This is a genomic window from Sporosarcina sp. BI001-red (assembly GCF_003384035.1).
Lineage (GTDB): Bacteria > Bacillota > Bacilli > Bacillales_A > Planococcaceae > Sporosarcina.
The window spans coordinates 21,528-46,663 of record NZ_QQAK01000015.1 but is presented as its reverse complement, the minus strand read 5'-3'; the positions used below and the strand labels follow the sequence as shown (position 1 = coordinate 46,663).

The 25,136-nt window shown below is 42.1% G+C and carries 19 protein-coding genes; 9 read left to right on the top strand and 10 right to left on the bottom strand.

Translation table 11 applies throughout. The annotated features are described in order from the left end of the window. Positions 1-7: 7 nt before the first annotated feature. From DVB69_RS14645 to DVB69_RS14625, 4 genes are all read left to right on the top strand, one after another. Positions 8-1,087 carry a GerAB/ArcD/ProY family transporter gene (locus DVB69_RS14645; protein WP_370452998.1) on the top strand — a complete coding sequence of 360 codons (1,080 nt, stop codon included), beginning with the start codon at positions 8-10 and terminating at the stop codon, positions 1,085-1,087. Continuing rightward, complete coding sequence (locus tag DVB69_RS14640; RefSeq protein ID WP_116019858.1) at positions 1,084-2,190, top strand: Ger(x)C family spore germination protein; 1,107 nt, start codon at positions 1,084-1,086, stop codon at positions 2,188-2,190. Before DVB69_RS14645 ends, DVB69_RS14640 begins: the two co-directional genes overlap by 4 nt. Before the next feature lie 474 nt (positions 2,191-2,664). Further along, entirely contained in the window at positions 2,665-3,834 is a 1,170-nt protein-coding gene (locus tag DVB69_RS14630; RefSeq protein WP_158541104.1) for an MGDG synthase family glycosyltransferase, read from the top strand. 32 nt (positions 3,835-3,866) lie between these two features. Then, the gene (locus DVB69_RS14625) at positions 3,867-4,583 is read left to right on the top strand and encodes a polysaccharide deacetylase family protein (protein WP_233505420.1); all 717 of its coding nucleotides are present in this window, start codon (positions 3,867-3,869) and stop codon (positions 4,581-4,583) included. 94 nt (positions 4,584-4,677) lie between these two features. Here DVB69_RS14625 and mprF read toward each other — a convergent pair whose 3' ends face one another. Both mprF and DVB69_RS14615 read right to left on the bottom strand, forming a co-directional pair. After that, a complete protein-coding gene (mprF, locus tag DVB69_RS14620; RefSeq protein WP_233505419.1) occupies positions 4,678-7,197 on the bottom strand; it encodes a bifunctional lysylphosphatidylglycerol flippase/synthetase MprF in 2,520 nt (839 codons plus the stop codon). A gap of 353 nt (positions 7,198-7,550) precedes the next feature. Beyond that, positions 7,551-8,609, bottom strand: coding sequence for a hypothetical protein (locus DVB69_RS14615; protein WP_116019855.1), 1,059 nt, complete (start codon positions 8,607-8,609; stop codon positions 7,551-7,553). 280 nt (positions 8,610-8,889) lie between these two features. Here DVB69_RS14615 and DVB69_RS14610 point away from each other — a divergent pair, with 280 nt between their 5' ends. Further along, entirely contained in the window at positions 8,890-10,305 is a 1,416-nt protein-coding gene (locus tag DVB69_RS14610) for an MDR family MFS transporter (protein WP_116019854.1), read from the top strand. Positions 10,306-10,358: 53 nt separating this feature from the next. On the opposite strand, the gene DVB69_RS14605 is transcribed toward DVB69_RS14610, so the two are convergent. From DVB69_RS14605 to DVB69_RS14580, 6 genes are all read right to left on the bottom strand, one after another. Further along, positions 10,359-10,946 (bottom strand): GNAT family N-acetyltransferase, encoded by a 588-nt coding sequence (locus DVB69_RS14605; protein ID WP_116019853.1) that lies wholly within the window; start codon positions 10,944-10,946, stop codon positions 10,359-10,361. Positions 10,947-10,948: 2 nt separating this feature from the next. Beyond that, a complete protein-coding gene (locus DVB69_RS14600; protein ID WP_116019852.1) occupies positions 10,949-11,848 on the bottom strand; it encodes a mechanosensitive ion channel domain-containing protein in 900 nt (299 codons plus the stop codon). Positions 11,849-12,070: 222 nt separating this feature from the next. Then, positions 12,071-12,373 (bottom strand): PTS sugar transporter subunit IIB, encoded by a 303-nt coding sequence (locus DVB69_RS14595; RefSeq protein ID WP_116019851.1) that lies wholly within the window; start codon positions 12,371-12,373, stop codon positions 12,071-12,073. Next, positions 12,370-12,708 (bottom strand): PTS lactose/cellobiose transporter subunit IIA, encoded by a 339-nt coding sequence (locus DVB69_RS14590; protein ID WP_116019850.1) that lies wholly within the window; start codon positions 12,706-12,708, stop codon positions 12,370-12,372. Before DVB69_RS14590 ends, DVB69_RS14595 begins: the two co-directional genes overlap by 4 nt. Then, the gene (locus DVB69_RS14585) at positions 12,695-13,999 is read right to left on the bottom strand and encodes a PTS sugar transporter subunit IIC (RefSeq protein ID WP_199562877.1); all 1,305 of its coding nucleotides are present in this window, start codon (positions 13,997-13,999) and stop codon (positions 12,695-12,697) included. The genes DVB69_RS14590 and DVB69_RS14585 overlap by 14 nt, the downstream gene beginning before the upstream one ends. Next, complete coding sequence (locus DVB69_RS14580; RefSeq protein ID WP_116019849.1) at positions 13,996-15,312, bottom strand: 6-phospho-beta-glucosidase; 1,317 nt, start codon at positions 15,310-15,312, stop codon at positions 13,996-13,998. The genes DVB69_RS14585 and DVB69_RS14580 overlap by 4 nt, the downstream gene beginning before the upstream one ends. A 285-nt stretch (positions 15,313-15,597) precedes the next feature. Between DVB69_RS14580 and DVB69_RS14575 the strand changes: the two genes are divergently transcribed. Both DVB69_RS14575 and chbG read left to right on the top strand, forming a co-directional pair. After that, on the top strand, positions 15,598-16,332 hold the full coding sequence (locus DVB69_RS14575; RefSeq protein ID WP_116019848.1) for a GntR family transcriptional regulator: 735 nt from the start codon (positions 15,598-15,600) through the stop codon (positions 16,330-16,332). A 19-nt stretch (positions 16,333-16,351) separates the two neighbouring features. Then, on the top strand, positions 16,352-17,053 hold the full coding sequence (chbG, locus tag DVB69_RS14570) for a chitin disaccharide deacetylase (RefSeq protein ID WP_116019847.1): 702 nt from the start codon (positions 16,352-16,354) through the stop codon (positions 17,051-17,053). Between the two features lie 332 nt (positions 17,054-17,385). Here the strand turns inward: chbG and DVB69_RS14565 are convergent, their stop codons facing one another. Continuing rightward, positions 17,386-18,249 carry a DMT family transporter gene (locus tag DVB69_RS14565; protein WP_116019846.1) on the bottom strand — a complete coding sequence of 288 codons (864 nt, stop codon included), beginning with the start codon at positions 18,247-18,249 and terminating at the stop codon, positions 17,386-17,388. Between the two features lie 317 nt (positions 18,250-18,566). Here DVB69_RS14565 and DVB69_RS14560 point away from each other — a divergent pair, with 317 nt between their 5' ends. Further along, positions 18,567-19,139, top strand: a complete 573-nt coding sequence (locus DVB69_RS14560) for a phospholipase D-like domain-containing protein (protein ID WP_116019845.1) — start codon at positions 18,567-18,569, stop codon at positions 19,137-19,139. Positions 19,140-19,204: 65 nt separating this feature from the next. On the opposite strand, the gene DVB69_RS14555 is transcribed toward DVB69_RS14560, so the two are convergent. Further along, a complete protein-coding gene (locus DVB69_RS14555; protein ID WP_116019995.1) occupies positions 19,205-20,188 on the bottom strand; it encodes a tRNA dihydrouridine synthase in 984 nt (327 codons plus the stop codon). Between the two features lie 1,018 nt (positions 20,189-21,206). Between DVB69_RS14555 and DVB69_RS17995 the strand changes: the two genes are divergently transcribed. Beyond that, complete coding sequence (locus DVB69_RS17995; protein ID WP_147300780.1) at positions 21,207-24,950, top strand: collagen-like protein; 3,744 nt, start codon at positions 21,207-21,209, stop codon at positions 24,948-24,950. Positions 24,951-25,136 lie beyond the last annotated feature (186 nt).

Genomic DNA, 25,136 nt, shown 5'->3' with positions numbered 1-25,136 from the left:
AGTGGATATGAATAAAGTAAAAACCTTAAACCGTTATCATGTAATCTTCCTTATTCAGAATGTAATTGTTGGGACATCAGTGCTTTCTTTGCCAAACAGATTAAGCTCCATGGGCTACAGCCAATGGTGGATGCCTTTGTTATTTGGGATTGTCGCGAACTTACTTCTAATTCCGATCATCTGGTTAGGGTTGCAGTATAAAAACGATACACTATTCGTCATTCACGAAAAGCTATTTGGTAAATGGATTGGAAAGCTTATTAATATAATGCTTCTTTTATATTTTATCGTTATCATAGCGGCTGTCTGTTCAAGTTATATTGAATTAGTTCAAGTTGTCGCCCTTATCAACCGTAAAATCACTATTCCGTTACTAATCTTTCTATGTATGGTTGTCTATATTGTAAGTGGTGGTATTAAATCTATCGCTAGGTTTTGTATGATTAGCTTTCTTTTAACATTATGGTTTTTATACTTTTTGAAATGGGGGGTAATGGATGGCAACATTAGTCATACGTTGCCTCTCTTTAACTTCACAAAGGAAGAGTTTTTCACAGCATCCAAAAAAGGATTAATGGCGATTGGTGGTTTCGAACTTATCTCATTTTATTTCCCACACATCATCAATCAGAAAAAAGCTTTCAAACATGCTTCGATTGGATTATGGATTAGCATAGGATTTACATTCTGTTTTTCCCTCGTAAGTGTCATGTTTTTCTCACAATGGCAGCTTAAAAATGTACTTTATCCTGTTCTGAACTTGTTCAAAGAAGTTGAGTTATCCTTCCTGGAGCGAATCGATGTACTCGGTATCACAATGTGGGTTTTCCTTATTCTATCTACTGTTGCTGCTTATTTATGGGTCGCGAAAAAGGGATTGGATTCAATTCGTTCAACTCCTAAAAAGATTCATCTTTATATAATAGCGGCAGTAGTTTTCGTACTCGTTGAATTCCCCTACATGGAGGAGTTTCAACAACTGATGTTTGAACGTGTGTTTTATTTGATGTATGCGATGTTTCTGTGGCCCATTTTACTTTGTTTCATCCATATCCTTAAACCAAAGAAGAGCGAGGGTGGCGAATGAGGAAAGTTATAATCCTATTTTTTCTCGTTAGTGTAATCTTGACAACTGGATGCAGTGATCGTGAACAAACACAACCGTCATTAGAGGATTTGGCTTTAGCAAGCAGCATGGGATTTGACCTCGGCGACCATGGTGAAATGAAGATGACTATAGGAATTCCACTGCCGCCCAACGATTCCCCTGTCCCAACACAAGTATTTTCTATTCATACAAATATGATTCAAGAAGGTCTTGTTAAATTATCTTCGGAGTCGGACAAGATGATTGTTTTAAATCAGCTGCGAACGCTATTATTTAGCGAGGAATTTGCCAGAAGCGGAAAAGTAACCGAAGTTGTACAACATCTATACCGTGATTCAACACTCGGAAATAATGTCCGCTTGGTTATTGTGAAAGATGATGTAGAAGATGTTTTGAGCGGGAATTACTCAGAAAATGAACATATGGACGCTTATTTAAATGATTTGTTTCAACCAAACTTGCATAATTCATTCAGCCCTTTTACATCGATCCATGATTATATGAACACACAAACGAGTCCTGTATACCACACGATGATTCCCTATTTAGAAAAAAAAGAAGATGTACTGAAAATAACAAAAATCGCTTTGTTCGATAACAAAAAAATGATTGATACAATTTCCACTGAAAAGTCTTTGTTAATCCAAGCATTAAGTGGTGTGAACAAGCTCTCCCCAATTTCAGTAACATTTCACGGCAATGAAATAGATAAAGAAGCTTTTTTAGAACAAATCGATAGTAAAGTGAAGATATCCAGTAATAAAAGTACTGAAACCCCTAAGGTTGCTATTGAGCTTAAAATAAAGGCAGTACTAATTGAATATAAGGGAGATCGTGATTTAACTAATAGTAAGCAATACAAAAAGCTAGAAAAGGAAATTAACGCACATCTAAAAGAAGAAGTTGAAGATACCCTTCAATATCTTCAGGAAATGGAACTAGATCCAGTTGGAATTAGTGAATACTTTAGAATGTATTACAAAGGGAAATGGACAGAGGAACTTACAAGAAAGGTTACTTCTGACTTAGACTACAATGTTACTGTCAATTTAAAAATTAGAAACACGGGAACGTTACGGTAAAATATATGGTTTCTTTGCAGGTAACAATCGAACGTATTTTTTAATACGCCTGATCAATTGTAGTGTATCTTTTTTCATGACTCTGTAGTATTGGAATCCTGTTGGCTAGCAATATTTCCAATCCCCTGCCTAATATTAGAAAGACTGCATCTCTGCAAATCATAGTACTGATTCTTCGTTCAATAAAGTTACTTTCCAGTGCATGAAACAATTCGGATTGTTTCATGCACTGGCTTCTTTATGTTCACAGAGAACCTTACCAATCATTGTACATCCAGTAATGCTCATAGAAAGTAACATCTTGGGAAAGCTAATAATTAGTCTGATGAGTAATTTAAGATTTCTATCTCCCCTCTCAATTTTAGGCATACTAATTCTTTGAACTATCTCTAATTCTCCACTGACAGATCTCCTCCTATAGAGGCTTGTTCAGCAAATCTTCTTATAGAAAATTGAATGATGAGGTGCAAATCCATGCATGCAACAAAAGACTATAACTTATTACTTCTATGCGGAAATTTGGGTGATGGACACAAGCAAGCTGCCCACGCAATTGCTGGATCCGCACGGGAAAACAGATCTGATATAGTAACGACCGTGATCGACTTCGCGGAATGGACACACCCACACATACATGTCATCGGCAGTTATTTTTATACAATGTGGCTCGAGAAACTGCCTTCGTTATATGGTTACTTGTTCCAAAAAACAAGACTAGATAATTCAATTTCTTCGGTACTTTTAAAGAAAATCCAGATTTACACATTAGGACGATTGATTACTTTGTTGAATGAAGTTCGACCTTCTGTGGTCGTTAGCACATTCCCTTCCGCAGCCGCCGCTATGTCTATGTTAAAAGCGAGTGGATTAGTAACGATACCCACGGTTACGGTTATCACAGACCATACTGATCATAGTTATTGGATACATCCACATACTGACCATTATTTGGTCGGTTCGGAGTATGCTCGTTACGGTCTGTTACGTCAAGGTGTGTCAAATCACAAAATTACTGTAACGGGAATCCCCATTCATTCACAGTTCAGCCTGACCTACGATCGTCAACTATTGCGTGAGAAGCATTACTTGCAGCAAACAATTACAACCGTATTAATTATGGGCGGTGGTTTAGGGATGATTAGTAAGTCGTTCATTCATATGTTACAAAAAGACACTCGCTTGGACTCGATTCAATTCATCGTTATTTGTGGGCGTAATAAAAAATTAAAAGATAAACTTTCTGAGCAATTGAAAAACCAAAAACATCGTTTTATTGTGAAAGGTTATATTGATTACATCCATGAACTGATGGCACTCTCCGATATGATCATTACGAAACCAGGCGGGTTAACAACGTCAGAAGCGGTGGCTCTTGAATTACCGATGATCTTATACAAACCGCTCCCTGGCCAAGAACAAGATAATGCCTCTTTCTTACTGCACGCGGAAGTCGCACTTCAAGCGAAGGATGAAAAAGGTCTATTGCAACAACTGGTAAATATCTTACATGATCCACAAGTGTTGTCCACACTTAAAATGAACGCAAAAAAAGTTCGCACTAAAAAAGCCGCTTATCACGCCTTAACCAGGATAATGGATACACATAGAATGTTTTACTCGAATACTGACAAAAATACTCGCTGAGTAACTAGTTTTCACAGAAAGGGCGATGAAGCGTGAGAAAAAGCTTGCAATGGATTGGAATAAGTTTTATCGCCATTTACGTGTTTCTTCCTTGGATTCTGACTAGAATTTTTGGTCTTGGGATTTTTAGAAAAGGCGGGAATGATGGGCAGATTGCATTTACGTTCGATGACGGTCCTGATCCTTTGTATACGCCACATTTGTTGGCTCTCCTAAACAAGCACGAAGTGAAAGCAACTTTTTTTGTCCTGGGGCATAAAGCAAATCAGCATCCAGACATCATACGCAGAATTCACGAAGAAGGTCATCAAATTGGAATACACAATTATACACACCGCCCGAACTGGTTCATGATGCCATGGACCACTACTCATCAACACATCAAGAAGACATCTGATATTATCGAATTCATAACAGGCATAAAACCATTATATTACCGTCCTCCTTGGGGAATTATTAATGCATACGATCTTTTCTTCAGAAAAAAGTATGACATTGTGCTTTGGTCCATGATGCCTGGTGATTGGAAACGGGATGTTAGCCAAAATAAATTAAAAGGCTTGTTACTGCGTAATATCAGGAAAGGATCTGTCATCTTGCTTCATGATAGCGGGGAGACAATTGGTTCGGATCAGGATGCCCCGAAGTATATGATGGTTGCTTTGGATGATGTTTTAATGGATGTAAAACAAAGAGGTCTACATTGCGTGCGCATTGATGAAATGATTAAAAAAGCAGACGTTGAATAGTATTTCCCACCATGATGAATCATTGACGAAATACTAAAGAATCATCCGTTATACGAAAAAAAGCACTTCATAACGACAGTGCTTTTACTGCTTACTATTTACCTTTACGTCCAATCAGCAATGTTATTTGAGCAATTGTAAATGGCAGCGATGATTTCTTTCGATAGGCTACATATTTCGCTTCCCAAGAATCTGCATATTTCTGTTTAAAGTTTTTTAATCCTTGGAAATGATAAAAGTATTGTCCGTGTAAAAAGATTTGCGCCGCAATCTTTTCACTCAAAAAGGAATATCTCGATTTCCCTACATTCGACAAAGGGGACATGCCAATATTGAATACATGATAGCCCTCTTCCTTTGCCCATTCAAATAACGATAGAAAAATAAAGTCCATCGTTCCTGACGGTGCATCAGGATTATATCGCATAAGGTCAATCGAAATTCGTTCACCGTTATCATACATCGGCATTAAACTGGCGAAACCTATAATTCCATCCTCATTTCTTAAAACAGCGACTTGTGCCGTGTTCAAATAATCCTCGTCAAAAAAGCCTAAAGAAAATCCTTTTTCCCTTCTTCCTTGTAACCACCTGGTCGAGACATCTTCTAATTCCTTCAACAACTCTGAAGAAAATGGCGGACTGAGAATTTCAACCACATGGTTTTCTCTCTCGAACTTATTTTTAACTGCTCGAAACCCTTTCATTTTTTTTCCGGATAACGTAAATGTCCCTAAATCTACAAATGCTTCTTCTCCCAGCTTAAAAAATCCATACCCTTGATCATGTAAAAGAGCTAACACCCTTGTACTTACTTCATAGAATACTGGCGTATACCCATATAAATCCGCTGTTTTCAAGAAATCTTCGATAGCTGAAGAATAATCTGATTCTATGCCAACCATATCACCAAGGACAACAATCTTATCTGCGTAAACTTGATAAGAAAATAATACAGTCTCTTCTTTATTCCAATATATATATTTATCATGCAGAAAGATTAAATGAGAAAACTCAGTACCCGCATACTTTATTAGATGATTTTCCACATTTTCTGCCTGGTCAACTGAAGATAGCATTTCCATTTGTTTTGGTTTACGAATGAGCGAACCTATAAATAGAATGACTCCGGCTATCACGAGCCCAATAACGGCACTGTAAAATAAGTCCCGGGAATCAGTAATGATATAGTCACGCAATTCAATTGGAATATGAATTTTCGAAGTCGGTAAGTTCAAATAGCCAATGAAAACATACATCGAGGTGATGAATGCAACCACAGCCACGTCAATTAGAATAATTCCCCATGTTAATACATAACTCTCACGGTAAAACTGACTTTTGGAGACAATTAGCAGTCCCATTACTATCATTAAAAAGATAGCCTCTTCATAATCAAATCCTTTTATTATTGAAAATAAGGCAGCACTGCATAAGACGATAATTGTAAGTTGATATGTCCTTTTTACCCTATATTGGATGCCCCTACATAACCCTAAAAGGATAAAACCAGCAGCTACAGTCAAATGATGGGACAAATTCATAATCGGAAGGGATAGGAATTCCTGCATAACCTTTAGACGACTTAAAACTCCCGGCACCGAGGCAGACAGTAAAAGAACAATACCCGAGACGAATACCAATATCGTTAATAATGTGTGACTCATCTTTTGAGCGATGACGTTTGGAACGTCATCCCAAGAATGGTTCCATCGTCTCCAGTATTCCTTCACGAACAGTAAAGCCGAAAATAGAAACGGAAGGACAAAGTAGCCAACTCGATATAATATCAGTAAAAATAATATTTTTTCATCCGCTATTCCTATACTTTGAGTTCCCCACAAGAAAACGAGGTCAAATGAACCTACACCCCCTGGAATCATACTTACAATTCCCGCACTAGAAGCAATCAAGAAAATAGGAATCAACGCAGATAACTCGATAGGAATATTCAAGACAACCGTTAAAAAGAGTATTACTAAAAAAACCGATATCCATTCAGCTACCGAGGTTATGATGAGCTGAACAGCCGCTTTTGCACTAATTGAATACGCATTTACTTTTCGATAGCGCATGATAAAAATTCCTATAAAGATTGGGAAATACAAGCTCAATAGGATCACGGCAATCAGGAGCCATTTTGTTTCTTTTAATAGGGGGAAGTTCCAGTAAAACAAAGGAACAATCCACATTAGTAAGGAGATCCCTGTTAAATAAAAGAGGGTCACAGAAGCGATATTTTTCAAAATCCCTTCCTTTTCCTCCTTGTACTTAGAATAGAAATAACTGCGTAGCATTACCCCAACGAGACCACCGAATCCGATAAGATTCGAGAACGTGTTGGTGATGAACGAATGTTGCAACAAACTCCTCGTTCTCACTGTAATTTTCAGTACTTTAGCCAATATCACATCATAAAAGAGCATAGGAATGATTGCACTAAAAGAAACAATTATGACAAGCACAAGTTCCCATGGATGTATTTGACCCAGTTCATACCGAAACGAATTGATGTCAATCCCACTCACTGTTTTTTGTATTTCAAAAATCGCGAATGCCAGGAGCAATATGGGAAACGATATCTTTAATACTGTAAGTAGTTGATCTTTATTCACTTTAAAAATCATCTCCACCTGCTCTCTTCAACCATTTCGTATGAAACCGACAATGCTACATTTCCAGCTTGGCCTTCAAAATCTTTCCGATATAGAGCTAAATTCCTTCTTAATCCTATTTCAATAACTCCAAATATTACTTTTCTTATCTGTGTACACCATTTACATGTCCCTTGTACATTGACGAAAGTCCTTTATCAAGACCCCGCAACAATAGCATACTATAATTGTCCTTCTGTGTTGATCATATTTTGCAGACGCCACTAAAGTAATATAGGAAGTAGTTGAGTTTCAAACCACAAGCATGGGTGTAAAGTATAGAAATTTCCTGATCCTCAATCTCCTTGCAATAGTCACCTTACTTGAAAACGTATATCGCGAACGGTCTTAACATCGTCAATTGGTGAAATGAATACCTCAGACGCTCTATAATCCTGCTCCACACCTGCTTTGGCAATTACAAGTACAGGAAACAAACTTACCCGATCAATGGGTAAGTCGATTTTCTGAAGTCGATGAATAACTAATAAGAGCCCATCCAAGTCCTCTTTTTCATTCGTATGAAAAACCGAACCGTCTTCCTGTTCCGTTGTATCGATAACGACTTCATAGTGTTTGCACGATTCAAAGTCTTTTAATTCGTAGCAGGACAGGTTCGCGTCTGCAAGTCTCAATCTTAGAATTGTCTCTTCTAAATCTTCCAGGCCATCCTGTAAAACAAGCAAGTCATCATTATAGAAATTCGGGTAGAATATCTCAGGACTTTCACGGGCAAACTCCTGACCTATAGAGTTTACATTCCCATAACTCTTAGTGAGGTCAAGCCACTTATCATTTACAGAAAGCACTTCCAAAGGATATCCGGTATCCGCCGTTATTTTTTCATTCAGTTGATGGATAATGGGTAAAGAATCATATAGTATTTCAAATGCAGCTGGGTCAAACAACTGAATATCTTCAGGAAGATTTATCGCCAAGTCCTCTTCATACACCTCATTTCCGATAGTGATCGATGAAAATCCAATTGCTTGGAGTGCTTTTATTTCTTCGCTCTCCTTATATCGATTGTTTACGTCGTCACGAGTTATGAGTTCTTGATAATTATCGTTCGCGACCTCTCCCTTTTTGTTAATACGAATAAGAAACTTAAATCCTTGCCGATCCAGCGTTTTCACATGCACTACAGCCTTATAGCGATCATCATCCTCTCCTAATTTCCAATCTACAATATCAATTGTTCGTCCAAACTTATCTTGTGCATATTCGGATAACTCATCTTCCATATAATTGGATCCCCGTGCCATGTTAGAATAGACCAGAAAAACATAAACCGAATATCCCACGAAAACTACTGCAGCACTAAACAGCAGAAAACTTATAAATATACTTGAAATTACTAGTTTCTTTTTCATTTTTTTCCTCATTTAATCAGTTTTTTAATTATTCTTTCATATCGTATCGTCCTGCGCTATCACTTTCCAGGCAAAGGAAGTTTGACTTAGCCGTAATTAGGTATGGTTAGGTATGACTTACGAGCTGTAGGGCAATCCTAACTATTAAGAATAGGATTCATCAAACAGCAAAATTGAGGTCTAGGTCAATAACCTCTATTATATAAAGAATGTCAGGTCCGGATTTCATTTTAACAGGTGTTTTAGGATTTGCTAATCCAATATGAGGTGATGAGTGTTAATGGTCAATTCACAAACACTGGGTGATTCCCAGACGTTCGATTTAAAAAAGCATATCCCACTACTTGCAGTGTTATTGTCTGGTGCGTTCATTACAATCTTAAACCAGACGCTTCTAGCGACTGCGCTCCCCCCGATTATGAAAGATCTCAACATCAATGAAAGTACTGTTCAGTGGTTGCAGTCGATTTTCATGCTCGTCAACGGGATCATGATTCCGATTACAGCTTTCTTAATAGGAAAATTCACTACTCGAAGTTTGTTCCTGACGGCCATGGGGACATTTGCGGTAGGTACGCTTATCGGTGCCTTCTCTCCTAACTTTTCCTTCTTGTTAGTGGCACGCGTGTTACAAGGCGCTGGCGCAGGTATTATGATGCCGCTTTTGCAGACGATCATGTTCCTCATCTTCCCAGTTTCACAACGCGGGAAAGCGATGGGAATGTTTGGTCTCGTCATTGCATTCGCACCAGCCATCGGACCAAGTTTGTCGGGTTACCTCGTTGATAATTTCCCATGGCGCAGCGTATTTTACGTAGTCCTACCAATCGCTCTTGTGATCATCATTGCGGCGTACTTCTTGCTGCAAAACGTCACCAAGCAAACAAATCCAACAGTGGATTACCTGTCAATTGTTCTATCCACATTAGGATTTGGCGGTCTTCTCTATGGCTTCAGTGTTGCAGGTAACTTAGGCTGGCTAAGCCCTAACACACTTATCTCACTCGTAGTCGGTGCAGTTGCCCTCTTCTTGTTCATCAACAGACAGTTGAAACTTGAAGAACCAATCCTTGAATTCCGTGTATTCAAATACAGCATCTTCTCCATTGCAACTGGACTTGGAATGATTGTCTTCGCTTCGATGATTGCAACAACTGTCATTCTTCCAATCTTCATGCAGAACCTACTTGGGTTCAACGCATTGCATTCAGGGCTTATGCTATTGCCAGGCGCAATTGTCATGGGAATCATGAATCCATTGACAGGGACGCTGTTCGATAAATACGGGGCAAAGTGGCTGCTGCGTATCGGATTTACGATTTTAACCGTGACAACATTCTTCTTTGCAAACTTGTCGCAAGATACAACATTTACGTATTTAGCAGTCTTAAACGCAATTCGAATGGTTGGGATTGCAATGGTCATGATGCCATCTACAACGCTTGGTTTGAATCAGCTACCGAATCACCTGATTTCTCATGGTACGGCGATGAATAACACCTTCCGCCAGATCTCAGGAGCCGTTGGAACCGCAGTGCTCGTTACGATTACCATCACTGCAGCAAGCGGAAATTCGGTAGCCGGAGAAATAGACGGCGTCAATTTCGCATTCGTGGTTGCGGGATGCATCGCAGCATTTGGACTGTTGCTCTCATTTGCAATACGTGATCCGAAAAAACCCTCAGTAGATGCTTAAATGTATACAAAAAACTCTCCAGACACTGTATAAGTGTCGGAGAGTTTTTGTTTTCACAGAAAAAGTGCCATAGATAAGCTGTCATAATACCGTTCTCCGTCAAACGAATCTTGGTGGAATACCCCTTCTTGCTTAAATCCAAGTTTTTCATAAAGTCCAATTGCCACTTCATTATCTGCCCGAGTGACGAGCATGATTTTTTCAGTTTGTCCATTATCTTTGGACCAGTTGATCAATGCATTCATTAGCAAGAGGCCAAGGCCTTTTCCCGCATGCGACTGGCGTATGACAATCCCTAATGTCCCCACGTGAAGGAATCTACGTTTCGTACTGGAATCAATCGTACCCATTCCAACGATTCTTTCCCCTTCCATTAAAAGAAGCATACAGTTTCCTTTTTCTTCTTCCATATTTTTTATGGACGCAGCCACTGCATCCGCAGATTGGGGATATTCATCACCACCAAAAGATAGGTAATCTGTTTCACCGCCGACTACATTGTAAAACTTAACTATGCTCTCCGCGTCCTCTGGCTGTGCATTCCTGATCGTTATCTCTTCAATAGGTTTCGTTATATCTGTCATAAGGACTTCCTTCTTTCCTTCATCTAATTGAGGTGCTTCTGTTGCACCATATACCATGGTTATCCCCGGAACACCTTTACTTCCACAACTGCAAACTCGATGTTTGGATGATCAATGAGTTGTGGCAAGATTGTCCTTTGCAACTTGGTTTTCGCACTCGTTCCTTGTTTATAGTCCACTAAATAACGTAAAACCAAAACAACTCCTGCATCATTCGTATCTATTGAAAACACAGGTCGCATTTCCTCTTGCTCATTCACCAAGCGAGAATTCGTTTGTTTGAGTTGTGGCAAAACAGTCTCGTTGAAATAGGACTCTCCTGCTTCGCACATCATCCGTTCAGCTAATTGCCAATCACTATCAAACGATAGGACGTACTTAATTTCATGCCAGACAAACGTGTTAGCGACACCGACCATTTCAATAGACTCATTGAAGATAATGCTATTCGGAAGTTTAATAATGCGTCCTGTATTCGAATCGGATGATAGCCCATTTCGGACTTCTAACAATTTGAAACTGGTTGTATTGATTTCAATAACATCCCCGATAATTCCATTAATTTCTACACGGTGTCCAATTTCGAAATACTTTCGATACTTAATGACAAAATAACCGATAATGTTGTTCGTCAATCCTCTGACCATGAACACCGCAATGACGCCCACTAATAATGCAATCAAAATCAGAACATTAATCGCTTGAACCCATATGAATAAAACTGTAACGATTGTCAGTGTCACCACGGTTTGCTTCGCTGCATTATGTAACTGAATCTTCTTTGTGAAATTTTTGCCACTGCGTGCAGTTATTTTTTTGAGTAGAACATACAAGAACAGTCCTAGTACAAGTATCACCGCTGTCAATGCCACTTTGTTCAAGTATGCATCCGGCGTTTTCAAGGTGGATTGCAAACTATCAACAAGTCCTAGGAAATACTCTTTTACAAAGTCGGGCATATGTTCACACTCCTTTTTACGACTTTCCACTAGTATACCTTAAAAGTAACGAAACCTAGACTGAAGGAATGTATGTAACGAGTACGTCTACCGACATCATAATTCCCAACAAAAAAGGCGAACCCTTAGTTATGAAGGTTCACCTAGACTTTACCTATTCAGAAAAGACGAAGCAGCCAGATGATTCGGCTGCTTGGACTAGGTTGTGCAAGATCTTTTACATTACCCTATTAACTCGATTGCCTGGTCCAATACTTGGTCACCTTTCATCATTCCGTAAGCTAATTGATTGATGATATCTACCTTTATACCTTGAGGTTCCAATTGTTGTTTAATTTTCTTTTCCAAGTATCTGACTTGTGGTCCAATCAAGACTACGTCTAGATTTTCCAAGTTATTTTTCAATTGGGATTCAGCAACTGCACTAATCTCTGCATCTAGGTTTCTTGCTTCTGCAGAGTCTTTCATTTTTTTCACTAACATTGATGTCGACATTCCTGCAGAACAAACTAAAATGATTTTCATTTTTTATCCTCCTCAATGGCTTGCATCTTTTCGTACATATCAATCATCTCATTCGCTAACTCTTTTACTGTCATCGCGGTCATGAGGTGATCCTGAGCATGGACTAAGATAACAGTTACAGGATTCGTTTCTCCATTGGCTTCTGCTGTTAATAAATTTGTCTGATGGTGATGAGCGGCCGTGAATTCTTCATTTGCTTCCTCTATCTTTTGACGAGCTTCGTCGAACTTATAAGATTTCGCTAATGCAATCGCTTCCATTGAACTGGACCTAGCGTTGCCCGCGTGTAAAATTATTGTGAATGATAGCATTTGAACTTCTTCAATTGTGTGCATCCTTAATCTCTCCCATCTGTTGTTTTAACGCTCTGACGCCTACCATAACAAATGGAATGTACATCATCGTAGCAATTGCGAAGTTGAAAATCTGTAATGCAATTCCTCTCCAGCTTCCGCCGGTTACTAAGTAACCACTTAAAATTGGTGGTGTCGTCCATGGAATTATCGCAACTGTTTTCGGTACTAACCCTGTAGCGAGAGCGAAATAAGACGTAATTGTTAAGATAACTGGAATCATGATGAATGGAATTAGCATCGCTGGATTGAGTACAATCGGTAATCCAAAGATCACTGGCTCGTTAATGTTGAATAGTGAAGCCGGCGCCGAGAGTTTACCCACTTCCCGATACGGGTGGTTTTTCTGTTTCCGTATGACGATGAATATCGCAGCAATTAATGCGATGGTCGTACCTGATCCACCCATGAACACATATGCATCTAGGAATGGTTTCGTTACTGTATAGGGAACATCGAATGCTGAAACCCCACTATTGAACAACTCTAAGTTTTCCTGAATCAATGGAAGGTACAGCGGCTCCATAACAGCCCCTATAATGTTCGTACCATGTAACCCAAAGAACCAAAGTAAGTGATTCAAGAATGCAATTAAAATAGCAGCTGGCAGCGTATTTCCGAGCCCTTGTAGCGGCTCCTGAATCGCTTGGAATATCACTTCAAATATACTAATTTCAGCAAACACACTCATTAAAGCTTGGAAACAACCTACTAAAATCAAAATAAGCGTCGCAGGAATCAATGCCTTAAACGATCGTGCAACACCTTCAGGGACGCCTTCTGGCATTTTGATCGTCCATTTAGAGTTTACTAATACTCGGAATAGCTCAGTCAGTACAAGTGCAAGGATGATGGCGACAAATAGTCCTTGGGCCCCTAGCCAAGCGAAATTCAATCCCCAATCTTCGGTCACTGGAACAAGCATGATGTATGCTGCCGCTGAGATCAAACCTGCGGACAACCCATCGACTTCATAAGACTTGGCAAGATTATAGGCGATTGAAAAGGCGACTAGCAATCCTAAGACCGCGAAGGTACCGTTCCATATACTGCCTCCAACCGCTTGCCAGTTTCCTTCTCCTAATATACCATTCATCCATTCAACAAAACTGAAAGAACCTAAAGGTGGAAAGTTATTGATGAGAATAGCGAAAGATCCCACAATGATCAGCGGCATGATCGCTACAAATCCATCACGGATTGCTACGAGATGACGCTGTGCCCCAATTCGTCCAGCAATTTCAATAAACTTCTCCATGAACCTACCTTTCATTCCAATTCCCCCTTGAATTGTGGTAGGTACTCTTTGTGAGCTGCTAGCAACTCATCAAGTACCATTTTACTTCCCTTTTCGTCTCGCATAAGTGGATTCATGAGCATTGCAACGTATGCATCATGATAATTACCAGATAGCCCTGCTTGAATAACAAGTTCCTCAAATGCTTTCATCTCGCAAACGATCCCTTTGATAGTGAGTGGTAGCGGCCCAACAGAAATTGGCTCTGGTCCATTTCCCGTAATCACACTGTTCACTTCAATTACTGCATCATTTGGTAAATCAGGAATCGCACCATTATTAAAGGTATTTACCGTTTGAATGTCTTTTCTATTATTATAAATGGAATCCATAAGGCTACAGGCGACTTCACTATAAAAAGCGCCCCCACGCTCTTCTAGCTCTTTCGGTTTGTCTTCCAGTTCAGGGCTCTTATAGAGTTCAAATAACGATTTCTCTAACTCCTGAACTTTTTCGGCACGCGTGCCATGTTCGTTAAACGCTTGAATATCCTTCTTCAGAACATCTTTCATCTGGAAGTAATATTGATGATACGGATTGGGCAACAGTTTCATGGAGTCTATGAAGGTTTGAGACCATCCTAGATTCACAATATTAGCTGGCGAATAATCGAGCCCTGACTTTAGTTTGCTCAATACATCCTCTGTCCGATCGACGCCGTTGACGGTCACTTTTCTTCCAAAAACAAAATGATTCATGCCGATGAATTCAATATCCACATCACTTGGTGAAGCATCTAAGATTTCAGCGGTTGAATGTCGCATATTGAATGGAATGTTACAGACTCCAATCACTTTCTTATGCGCGGAATACTTCAACAACGCTTCTGTAATCATTCCTGCGGGGTTCGTAAAGTTGATCATCCATGCGTCTGGACAGATTTCATGGATATCTTGCGCCATTTCCATCATGACAGGAATCGTCCGAAACGCTTTGAAGATTCCTCCTGCTCCATTCGTTTCCTGGCCGATGAAACCATGACTTAAAGGGATTCGCTCATCTTTCGCTCTTGCTTCTAAACCACCAACACGTATTTGTGTTGATACAAAATTTGCGCCTACAAGGGCTTCTTTTCTATCCAATGTCCAAGATATGTTTATACACTTACCAGATTTCAAAATCATTCTCTTTGAAAGCTCACCAACAATCCTTAATTTCTCCTTCCCCTCTTCAATGTCTACTAATACCATGTCTGTTACTGGAAACGAATCATGACGACGAATGATTCCTTCAATGATTTCAGGTGTATAGCTAGATCCTCCACCGATGATAACGATTTTTAAACTCATGCTAAAAACTCCTTTATTGTCAATGTGAAAGCGGTTTCAAAATTTAAGTAGTAATAAATTAATAGACTTGTATTTGGACATCCTTGGTGCAAGCTGATTATCTACACAATCGAAGTAATTTAACTTGTCACACTTTTGGAATTCCTAAATCAAATGTATCATACATTTAAATAGTTGTATATAACAATAATACATATTATTCAAAGGTAGCTACATATATGCGTAATTTGTTATTGTATCTGAAATCTTGTACACTTTAAACATCACCAATGAAGGAGCATTGCAATGGAAAAAAACCAAGCACTTCATGCGTACATTAAAGAAGACTTGTTGAATCGCATAAAATCAGGGACTTATAAGGTTGGGGATAGAATTCCAACTGAACTAGAATTGTGTAAAGACTTTAACGTTAGTAGAACCACAGTTCGAACGGCACTTAAGCAACTAACGATAGAAGGATATCTCGTTAGAAAACAAGGCAATGGTACCTTTGTTGCGGAACAAAAAGTGAAACAGACGCTTTCACATACCGTGAAGCGCTATAGCGATCAAATCGCAGTCCAAGGTAAAAAAGCAGAAATTTCACTCGTTAGTCTGCAAGTGATTCCTGCGACTGAGTTTCTCGTGCAAGTACTGAATGTTTCAGTCAACGATCCCATTCAACGGATTGAACGCATAAGAAAAGCAAATGGTGAACCAACACAATTTGAAATTGCTTACGTTCCCTGGAAGCTAGCACCTGGTATTACGAAAGAGCACGCGGAGACGTCTCTGTATGAAACCCTTCAAAGAAACTATCATCTGCAGATTGCCAAAACTACAGAGCATGTTGAAATTGCCTTTCCTGATGAACGGGTAGCTCACCTTTTGGAATACAAAGAAGGCCTGCCGTGTTTCTATATTGAAACAGTTGCTGAAGCTGCAGACGGAATGGTTATTGAATACTCACGTTCTTATTTCAGAGGAGACAAAACAAACTTCGTCATTAGTCGGAATTACTTGGAAGAAGAAGGATTGTAACCAACTAGGAGGGATGAGGATGAAAGTACTTTTTAACGCGGATGATTTCGGGTTAACCAAAGGGGTAACAGATGGGATTATTCAATCTCATATACACGGTCTCGTTCAATCTACGACGTTAATGATGAATGGACTTGCGACGGAATATGCAATTGAAAAAGCAAAAACAATGCCTTCCTTACATATAGGCATCCACCTCGTTCTCACGTATGGCAAGCCCTTAAGTATAGGTGTACCAACACTTGTTAATGAACAGGGTGTATTTCGGTATACGAATGCATTTGAAGTAATGGATCCGCCCAATATAGAAGAGGTAGAGAAAGAATGGCGAGCCCAACTCGATGCGTTTCTTGCGACAGGTTTGCCGCTGCATCATATTGACAGCCATCATCACGTTCATGGATGGGGTATTTTAAAGGAACTGATCATCAAGTTAGCCATCGACTACCAAGTTCCGGTTCGTTATACAGATTCCTTAAAACATCAACCGGATATCTTGTTAACCGATGCTCTTTGGTTAAATTTCTACGAAGATGGTGCCAATGAAGACCTTTTTTCACATTTACAAGGTCTTGGATGTACGTCTGTTGAAATCATGACCCATCCTGCCATCGTCGATTTGGATTTAAAAAAGGCTAGCTCCTATCTAGATAAACGCGAAGAAGAGCTCCGCTTATTATGTACTATGGAAGTTCCTGATTGGGTTGAGATGATGGGTTAGGGAATGGAACTCATCAGGCGCGACAAACGCACCTACTTTTTTTAGGAATCATTTCTTCCAAATTAATTCAAAAAAAGCATCCTCTGATTTGAAGAAGCTACTTTATTCCCCTATTTTGATGATCCTCGCTACAAAGTGAAAGACTGTTGTAACGAGGATTCCATTAGTAATTAATAGAAAAGGTGATTCGCGAAGAGAACTGCTTTTAAAACTTCAACATTCAATATCATTGGTCTTGAACTTTTCATGCATAATTTCACTTTAAACGACATTACTTTGAGGGAGCAATTAGATAAGTATCTTTTAAACTTCCTGTTTCTTCATTAAAAGAATTACGTTTTCACTTTTGCTGTCCAATTGACTAAAAAGATTCCCCCAAAGATACACAAACCGCCAACAATGACTGTGGGTCCAATCGTTTCGTGCAGCAGCAGCCATCCTGTGAGAACGCCAAAAAACGGAGCCAGAAATAGAAATGAACTGACTTTGGCAGGATTTCCTTGTTGGAGTACGAAGAACCACATCGTAAATTGGACGACGGAAGCCATGATCGCTAGCCACAGAATGACAAATACCGAAGTCGGATTAAGTACTAATTGCACCTTTTCAAAGAGTAAACTGCAAAGTAACAAAACCAATCCGCCAAACAACATTTGATAGGCAGATAACACCCACGTATTCAGACTCTTCCCCCAACGATTCACGAGCAGCGTCGCTATGGCCCACGATATAGCGCCACCAAACCCTAAAATGGTCCCAAACTGAAAATCAAATTGACCGCCCAGCGTAATCATTACTCCGACAAATCCCAGGATCACGCCGCCCCATTGAACGAGGTGATATTTCATTCCTAATATAAGTGATCCAAAAATAACAACGAGCAGCGGATTCATGAACGTTAGAATTGCCGATTGTCCAGCTGTGATCGTTCGTAAGCTTATAAAAATCGCGGCGAACACACCCGCAGTTTGAAATAAGCCAATCAGAAAAACTTTCATCCACGTACTAAAGTCCTTGGGCAATGGCTTTCTAGTAATCCTTACATATATGACCATTAGAATACCTGCCATAACAAACCGCACCCCTACCATTAATAGAGGCGAAATATATTGCAAACCAATCTTCCCAACCGAAAAAGAAGATCCCATGAGAGCTGTCGATACGAGGACAAACGTAATTAGCACAAATTTGTTCATAGGTCAGCTCCTTATTGTTTGTGTACAGTACCTTGCACAAATATACTTATCTGGACTTCCTATTCTCTCATCTTATCCAAGTATTACGTGTCGATGCAATTGTAAAAAGTAACTATACTTGGTCTATCTCCCTGCTAACTCATTTGTCTGCACAGCACATTCGCTAACAAATTGGTTCATTTCTACATATCCGTGGTAGATACTAATTATACAATTAAACATTTCAGTTGCTGTAAACTACCATTCAAAGAAATGCTTATTCGATTTAATTTACTTCTGGCCTTCAGTGCAGTTGAAATTATAAAGGAGGAAACGATTTGTCAAACCTCAATATACTACTTATCGTAGTGCTGATTGCATCAATACTCTTAAATGTTGTATTGTTCACCAAATCTTGTTCAAACGAAAATTCATCTCAGCCGTTGGGGGACGGAGAAATCGATTATGCATTCAGTCATCTCGCCAATGACCCAAAGACACTTCTACTAGATACAATTAGCGCTGCAACTAAAACAATCGATATCGCCATCTACAATTTCGAAGACCCCGAAATCGCACAAACCCTCTTTGAAGCGATTGATCGTGGCGTTAAAGTAAGGGTACTTACAGATTCTGAGAAAGCGCAGAAAAAGAGCCGTGCCAAGTTATTAGATCGCCTAACAGCAAAACAAATCGACGTGAAAATTGTCACATCAAAGAAGATGCACTTAAAAATGACATTGGTTGATGGTCGACTTGTCGCAATGGGCTCTTACAATTTCACGGAGGATTCTGCTACTGAAAATATGGAACAGCTAATAGTGATCACAGATAAAGAACTAGCGAAGAAATGGACCGACGTATTTAATAAGGTATGGGGGCAAAGTGATACAGAAGAATGGTCGAAGTGAAATGAAAAGGCGCACTAGCGATGTGAGGTAACATCGCTAGTGCGCTTCTCTGTTTTTTAAAGTTTTTACTCACTTAACTCTTCAGCATTCTGTGACTCAAATTCATCCAGCAATGCTCGCACTGCATCTGTTGTTTCTGTGTACATCAGCTGATTTCTCAATTCACCTGCTCCTCGGATTCCTTTGACATAGATCTTAAAGAATCTACGGAGCGGCTTGAAAGGAAGCTCTTCAATTTCTTTTGAATATTTATCATGGAGATCCAGATGAAGTCGTAAGAGGTCCATTAGCTCTTTACTACTGTGCTCTCTTGGCTCTTTTTCAAAGGCAAAGGGATTTTTAAAGATTCCGCGTCCTATCATCACGCCATCCACACCATACTTCTCGACGAGTTCCAAGCCCATTTGACGATCCAGGATATCCCCGTTAATGGTTAACATTGTATCTGGTGCAATTTCATCACGAAGTTTCTTGATCTCTGGGATGAGTTCCCAATGCGCTTCGAAATTACTCATTTCTTTTCTTGTACGCAAGTGTATCGATAAATTAGCGATGTCTTGTTCCAATACATGCTTCAGCCAGCCGCGCCATTCTTCTATATCTGTATAGCCCAGTCTCGTCTTTACACTGACAGGCAATCCTCCTGCTTTTGCAGCTTGGATAATATCCGCTGCGTTATCGGGATAGTTGATTAGCCCGCTGCCTCTTCCTTTCGAAGCTACGTTAGGGACAGGGCAGCCCATGTTAATATCGATACCTTTAAATCCTTGTTCGGTCATTCCGATACTCATTTCTCTGAAGTGTTCAGGCTTGTTCCCCCAAATATGAGCCACCATAGGCTGTTCGTCTTCTGTGAATGTCAAACGTCCGCGCACACTGAAGATTCCCTCCGGATGACAATAACTTTCTGTATTCGTAAACTCTGTGAAAAACACATCGGGTCTTGCAGCTTCCGCCACTACATGGCGAAACACAACATTCGTGACATCCTCCATAGGTGCTAATATAAAAAATGGTCGTGGTAATTCACGCCAGAAATTCTCTTTCATATTCAATTTCAATTCCTCTCATTATGGATGCCAGGTCATCCCTTCATCTAATAAGTGTCGTAATACTGGAAATCGAATTAGACAGGTTTCATTTCCCATCTATCGATTATTTCTTAACGTTAACTATTTTACATGACTAACGGGTTGGTGGGAAGAGACGGACTATAATAAGCACGTATACATAAAGGAACCGATTTAGGTTGAAGGTAGTTTTCCATGAAAACTGGTTCATTAAAAGTGAAACTTGTAATAAAACGGTTTCAGCTCTTCCCTTTTATGAGCTAAGTATTTTCGGGAGCCTGCGTGCAAGTGTTTCGTGTTTGTATCTTGCTCATACGCCGCTAATTCCATTATACAAAAAGCCCGTCGGGACATTCCACTATCTTTGGAATTCTCGACGGGCTTTTATCGTGTAGGTAACCGCGATGATTGTTTCATTTTAAAATAGAGTTTACAAAGCAGCTGAAACTGGAATTGTTTGATCGACAGGGAGCATCTTCTATATCAAATCACTAGCATAGGTGACTTGGTTGCGCCCGCCGGTTTTATCGGTCCTCAGCAAAACCTATGCAAATTCGTCGCCTCCATATATGGCCGCGATATCTTCCTTTTTAGTCTCCTCTTCCAGTTCTCCTGCCATACCCGGTCCCCGTCATATGACCAAACGTATCATTAATGTCCTTGAAGCAATCGATAATAATCAACAACTAAGAGATTGGTTGCAATTGTCCATCATGTGAATTGAGGTTCGATGTCATACTTCCCTGTAAGTAGCGTCAATTCTTGAGATCCATTAACTCGTCCGTTTCGTCTAGCTTTTCATTCAGTTCCAGCCCTTCTATTTGCTTTTTTCATTTGGTTACGGTGTGCTAGACATTTTCACAGCGTTTAAACAGTCGCCTAGGTTTTTGACACATGTATCCGTCTTTATAATTGAATACGTTCTAATACAACCAGCTGCTAGCCCGTCCGCTCAACTATTGCTTGAATAGACTGTTACGGAAGGGAGGTGAAAAAAATGAATTATCATAAATACAGTTATCGTAACTCGAATAGATCTAATAAATGCAATGAGTGTAAGGGATGTAATAACTGTTGCGAATACGATTACGACCCGTGCAGGTGTAGACGAGGTCATACTGGCGCTACTGGGGCTACTGGGGCTACTGGCGCAACAGGTCCATCTGGTGGTGCTACTGGATCTACTGGAGTTACTGGATCTACTGGGGCTATTGGAGCTACCGGTTCAACTGGCGACACTGGAGCAACTGGGGCTACTGGAGCTACTGGCGACACTGGCGCGACCGGATCTACTGGGCCTGCTGGCGACACTGGCGCGACCGGATCTACTGGGCCTGCTGGCGACACTGGCGCGACCGGATCTACTGGGCCTGCTGGCGACACTGGGGCAACCGGATCTACTGGAGCTACCGGCGATACTGGGGCAACCGGATCTACTGGAGCTACTGGCGACACTGGCGCGACCGGATCTACTGGAGCTACTGGCGATACCGGGGCTACCGGATCTATCGGAGCTACTGGTGATACTGGGGCTACCGGTTCAACTGGCGACACTGGCGTGACTGGAGCTACCGGTTCTATCGGAGCTACTGGTGATATTGGAGCTACCGGTTCTACTGGCGACACTGGCTCGACTGGCGCTACTGGCGATATTGGTGCTACCGGTTCTACTGGCGACACTGGCTCGACTGGCGCTACCGGATCTATCGGAGCTACTGGTGCTACTGGCGATATCGGGGCTACCGGTTCTACTGGAGCTACTGGCGATATCGGGGCTACCGGTTCTATCGGAGCTACTGGCGATACCGGGGCTACTGGTTCTACTGGAGCTACTGGTGAAATTGGTGCTACCGGATTAACTGGAGCTACTGGAGCTACTGGCGATATTGGAGCTACTGGTTCAACTGGCGACACTGGCGCGACTGGGGCTACCGGATCTATCGGAGCTACTGGTGATACTGGGGCTACCGGTTCTACTGGCGACACTGGCGCGACTGGGGCTACCGGATCTATCGGAGCTACTGGTGATACTGGAGCTACTGGCGATATCGGGGCTACCGGTTCTATCGGAGCTACTGGCGATACCGGGGCTACCGGTTCTATTGGAGCTACTGGTGAAATTGGTGCTACCGGATTAACTGGAGCTACTGGAGCTACTGGTTCAACTGGCGACACTGGCTCGACTGGGGCTACCGGATCTATCGGAGCTACTGGTGATACTGGAGCTACCGGTTCTACTGGCGACACTGGCGTGACTGGAGCTACCGGTTCTATCGGAGCTACTGGCGATACCGGGGCTACCGGTTCTACTGGAGCTACTGGCGATATTGGAGCTACCGGCTCGACTGGCGCTACTGGCGATATTGGGGCTACCGGTTCTACTGGCGACACTGGCTCGACTGGCGATACCGGGGCTACCGGTTCTACTGGAGCCACTGGCGACACTGGCTCGACTGGGGCTACCGGATCTATCGGAGCTACTGGTGATACTGGGGCTACCGGTTCTACTGGCGACACTGGCGTGACTGGCGCTACTGGTTCAACTGGCGACACTGGCTCGACTGGCGCTACTGGTTCAACTGGCGACACTGGCTCGACTGGCGCTACTGGTTCAACTGGCGACACTGGCTCGACTGGAGCTACCGGTTCTACTGGCGACACTGGCTCGACTGGAGCTACCGGATCTATCGGAGCTACTGGCGATATCGGGGCTACCGGTTCTACTGGCGACACTGGCGCAACTGGAGCTACCGGATCTATCGGAGCTACTGGTGATACTGGTGCTACCGGTTCTACTGGAGCTACTGGCGATATCGGGGCTACCGGATCTATCGGAGCTACTGGTGATACCGGGGCTACCGGTTCTACTGGAGCTACTGGTGATACCGGGGCTACCGGTTCAGCTGGAGCTACTGGCGATATCGGGGCTACCGGGGCTACCGGTTCAACTGGCGACACTGGCGCAACTGGAGCTACCGGATCTATCGGAGCTACTGGTGATACTGGTGCTACCGGTTCGACTGGCGACACCGGCTCGACTGGCGCTACCGGATTAACTGGAGCTACTGGTGATACTGGTGCTACCGGTTCTACTGGCGACACTGGCGTGACTGGAGCTACCGGATCTATCGGAGCTACTGGCGATACCGGGGCTACCGGATCTACTGGAGCTACTGGAGCTACTGGCGATATTGGGGCTACCGGTTCTACTGGCGACACTGGCTCGACTGGCGCTACCGGTTCTACTGGCGACACTGGCTCGACTGGCTCGACTGGCTCGACTGGCGATACCGGGGCTACCGGATCTACTGGAGCTACTGGCGATATTGGAGCTACTGGTTCTACTGGCGACACTGGCGCGACTGGGGCTACCGGATCTATCGGAGCTACTGGTGATACTGGGGCTACCGGTTCTACTGGCAACACTGGCGTGACTGGCGCTACTGGTTCAACTGGCGACACTGGCTCGACTGGCGCTACTGGTTCAACTGGCGACACTGGCTCGACTGGCGCTACTGGTTCAACTGGCGACACTGGCGCGACTGGGGCTACCGGATCTATCGGAGCTACTGGAGCTACTGGAGCTACTGGTTCTACCGGAACTACAGGCAACACTGGTCCTACGGGTGCTACTGGTACAACTGGTACTACAGGATTAGCTGGTGCAACCGGATCTACCGGCGCTACGGGTACAACTGGTACTGCTGGATTAACCGGTGCTACCGGATCTACCGGCGCTACCGGTACAACTGGTACTGCTGGATTAACCGGTGCAACTGGATCTACCGGCGCTACCGGTACAACTGGTACTGCTGGATTAACCGGTGCAACTGGGGTTACCGGCGAAAGAGGTGTAACGGGTGCTACTGGATTAACCGGTGCAACCGGATCTACCGGCGCTACCGGTACAACTGGTACTGCTGGATTAACCGGTGCAACTGGGGTTACCGGCGAAAGAGGTGTAACGGGTGCTACTGGCGCCACTGGAACAACCGGGGCTACTGGCGTAACCGGTGCAACCGGATCTACCGGCGCTACGGGTACAACTGGTACTGCTGGATTAACCGGTGCAACCGGATCTACTGGCGCTACGGGTACAACTGGTACTGCTGGATTAACCGGTGCAACTGGGGTTACCGGCGAAAGAGGTGTAACGGGTGCTACTGGCGCCACTGGAACAACCGGGGCTACTGGCGTAACCGGTGCAACAGGTGTAGCTGGATCAGGTGCTATCATTCCATTTTCATCTGGTCTTCCTTCCACACTTACCACTGTACTAGGCGGTTTAGTTGGTACAACTAGCCTTGTAGGATTTGGAAGTTCAGTCAGCAGCGTTAGTCTTGCTGGAGGAACTATTGACCTTACAGGTGCATCGGGCACTCTTCTGAACTTTGCCTTCTCAGTTCCACGTGCTGGAACAATTACGTCAATTTCTGCATACTTCAGCGTAACTGCGGCACTCTCTCTTGTAGGATCATCTGTAACGATTACAGCTCAATTGTATAAATCATCCACTCCAAATAACATTTTCAGTCCAATACCTGGAGCCGTTGTAACCTTAGCTCCACCTCTCACAGGTGCTATTTCACTTGGTTCGATTAGTAGAGGTCTTACGAATGGTTTATCCATTGCAGTTGCACCTCAAGAACGTTTATTACTGGTGTTTTCAGCCAGTGCTACTGGTTTGTCGTTAGTAAACACAGTAGTAGGTTACGCAAGCGCAGGTATTGCAATTAACTGATGCAAGATATAGTGCACTTTAACACAAGGTAAATTCACCTTACTTGAAATTTAGACTCCGGGTCATTCAAGAATTGTAAAAACATCTTGAACTAAGCATGTCACTTTTAAACACAAATGAAGAGCAGGTCAACCATAGCAACCCGGTTGACTTGCTCTTATTTTCATGTGCATTCTGCTACAAAAA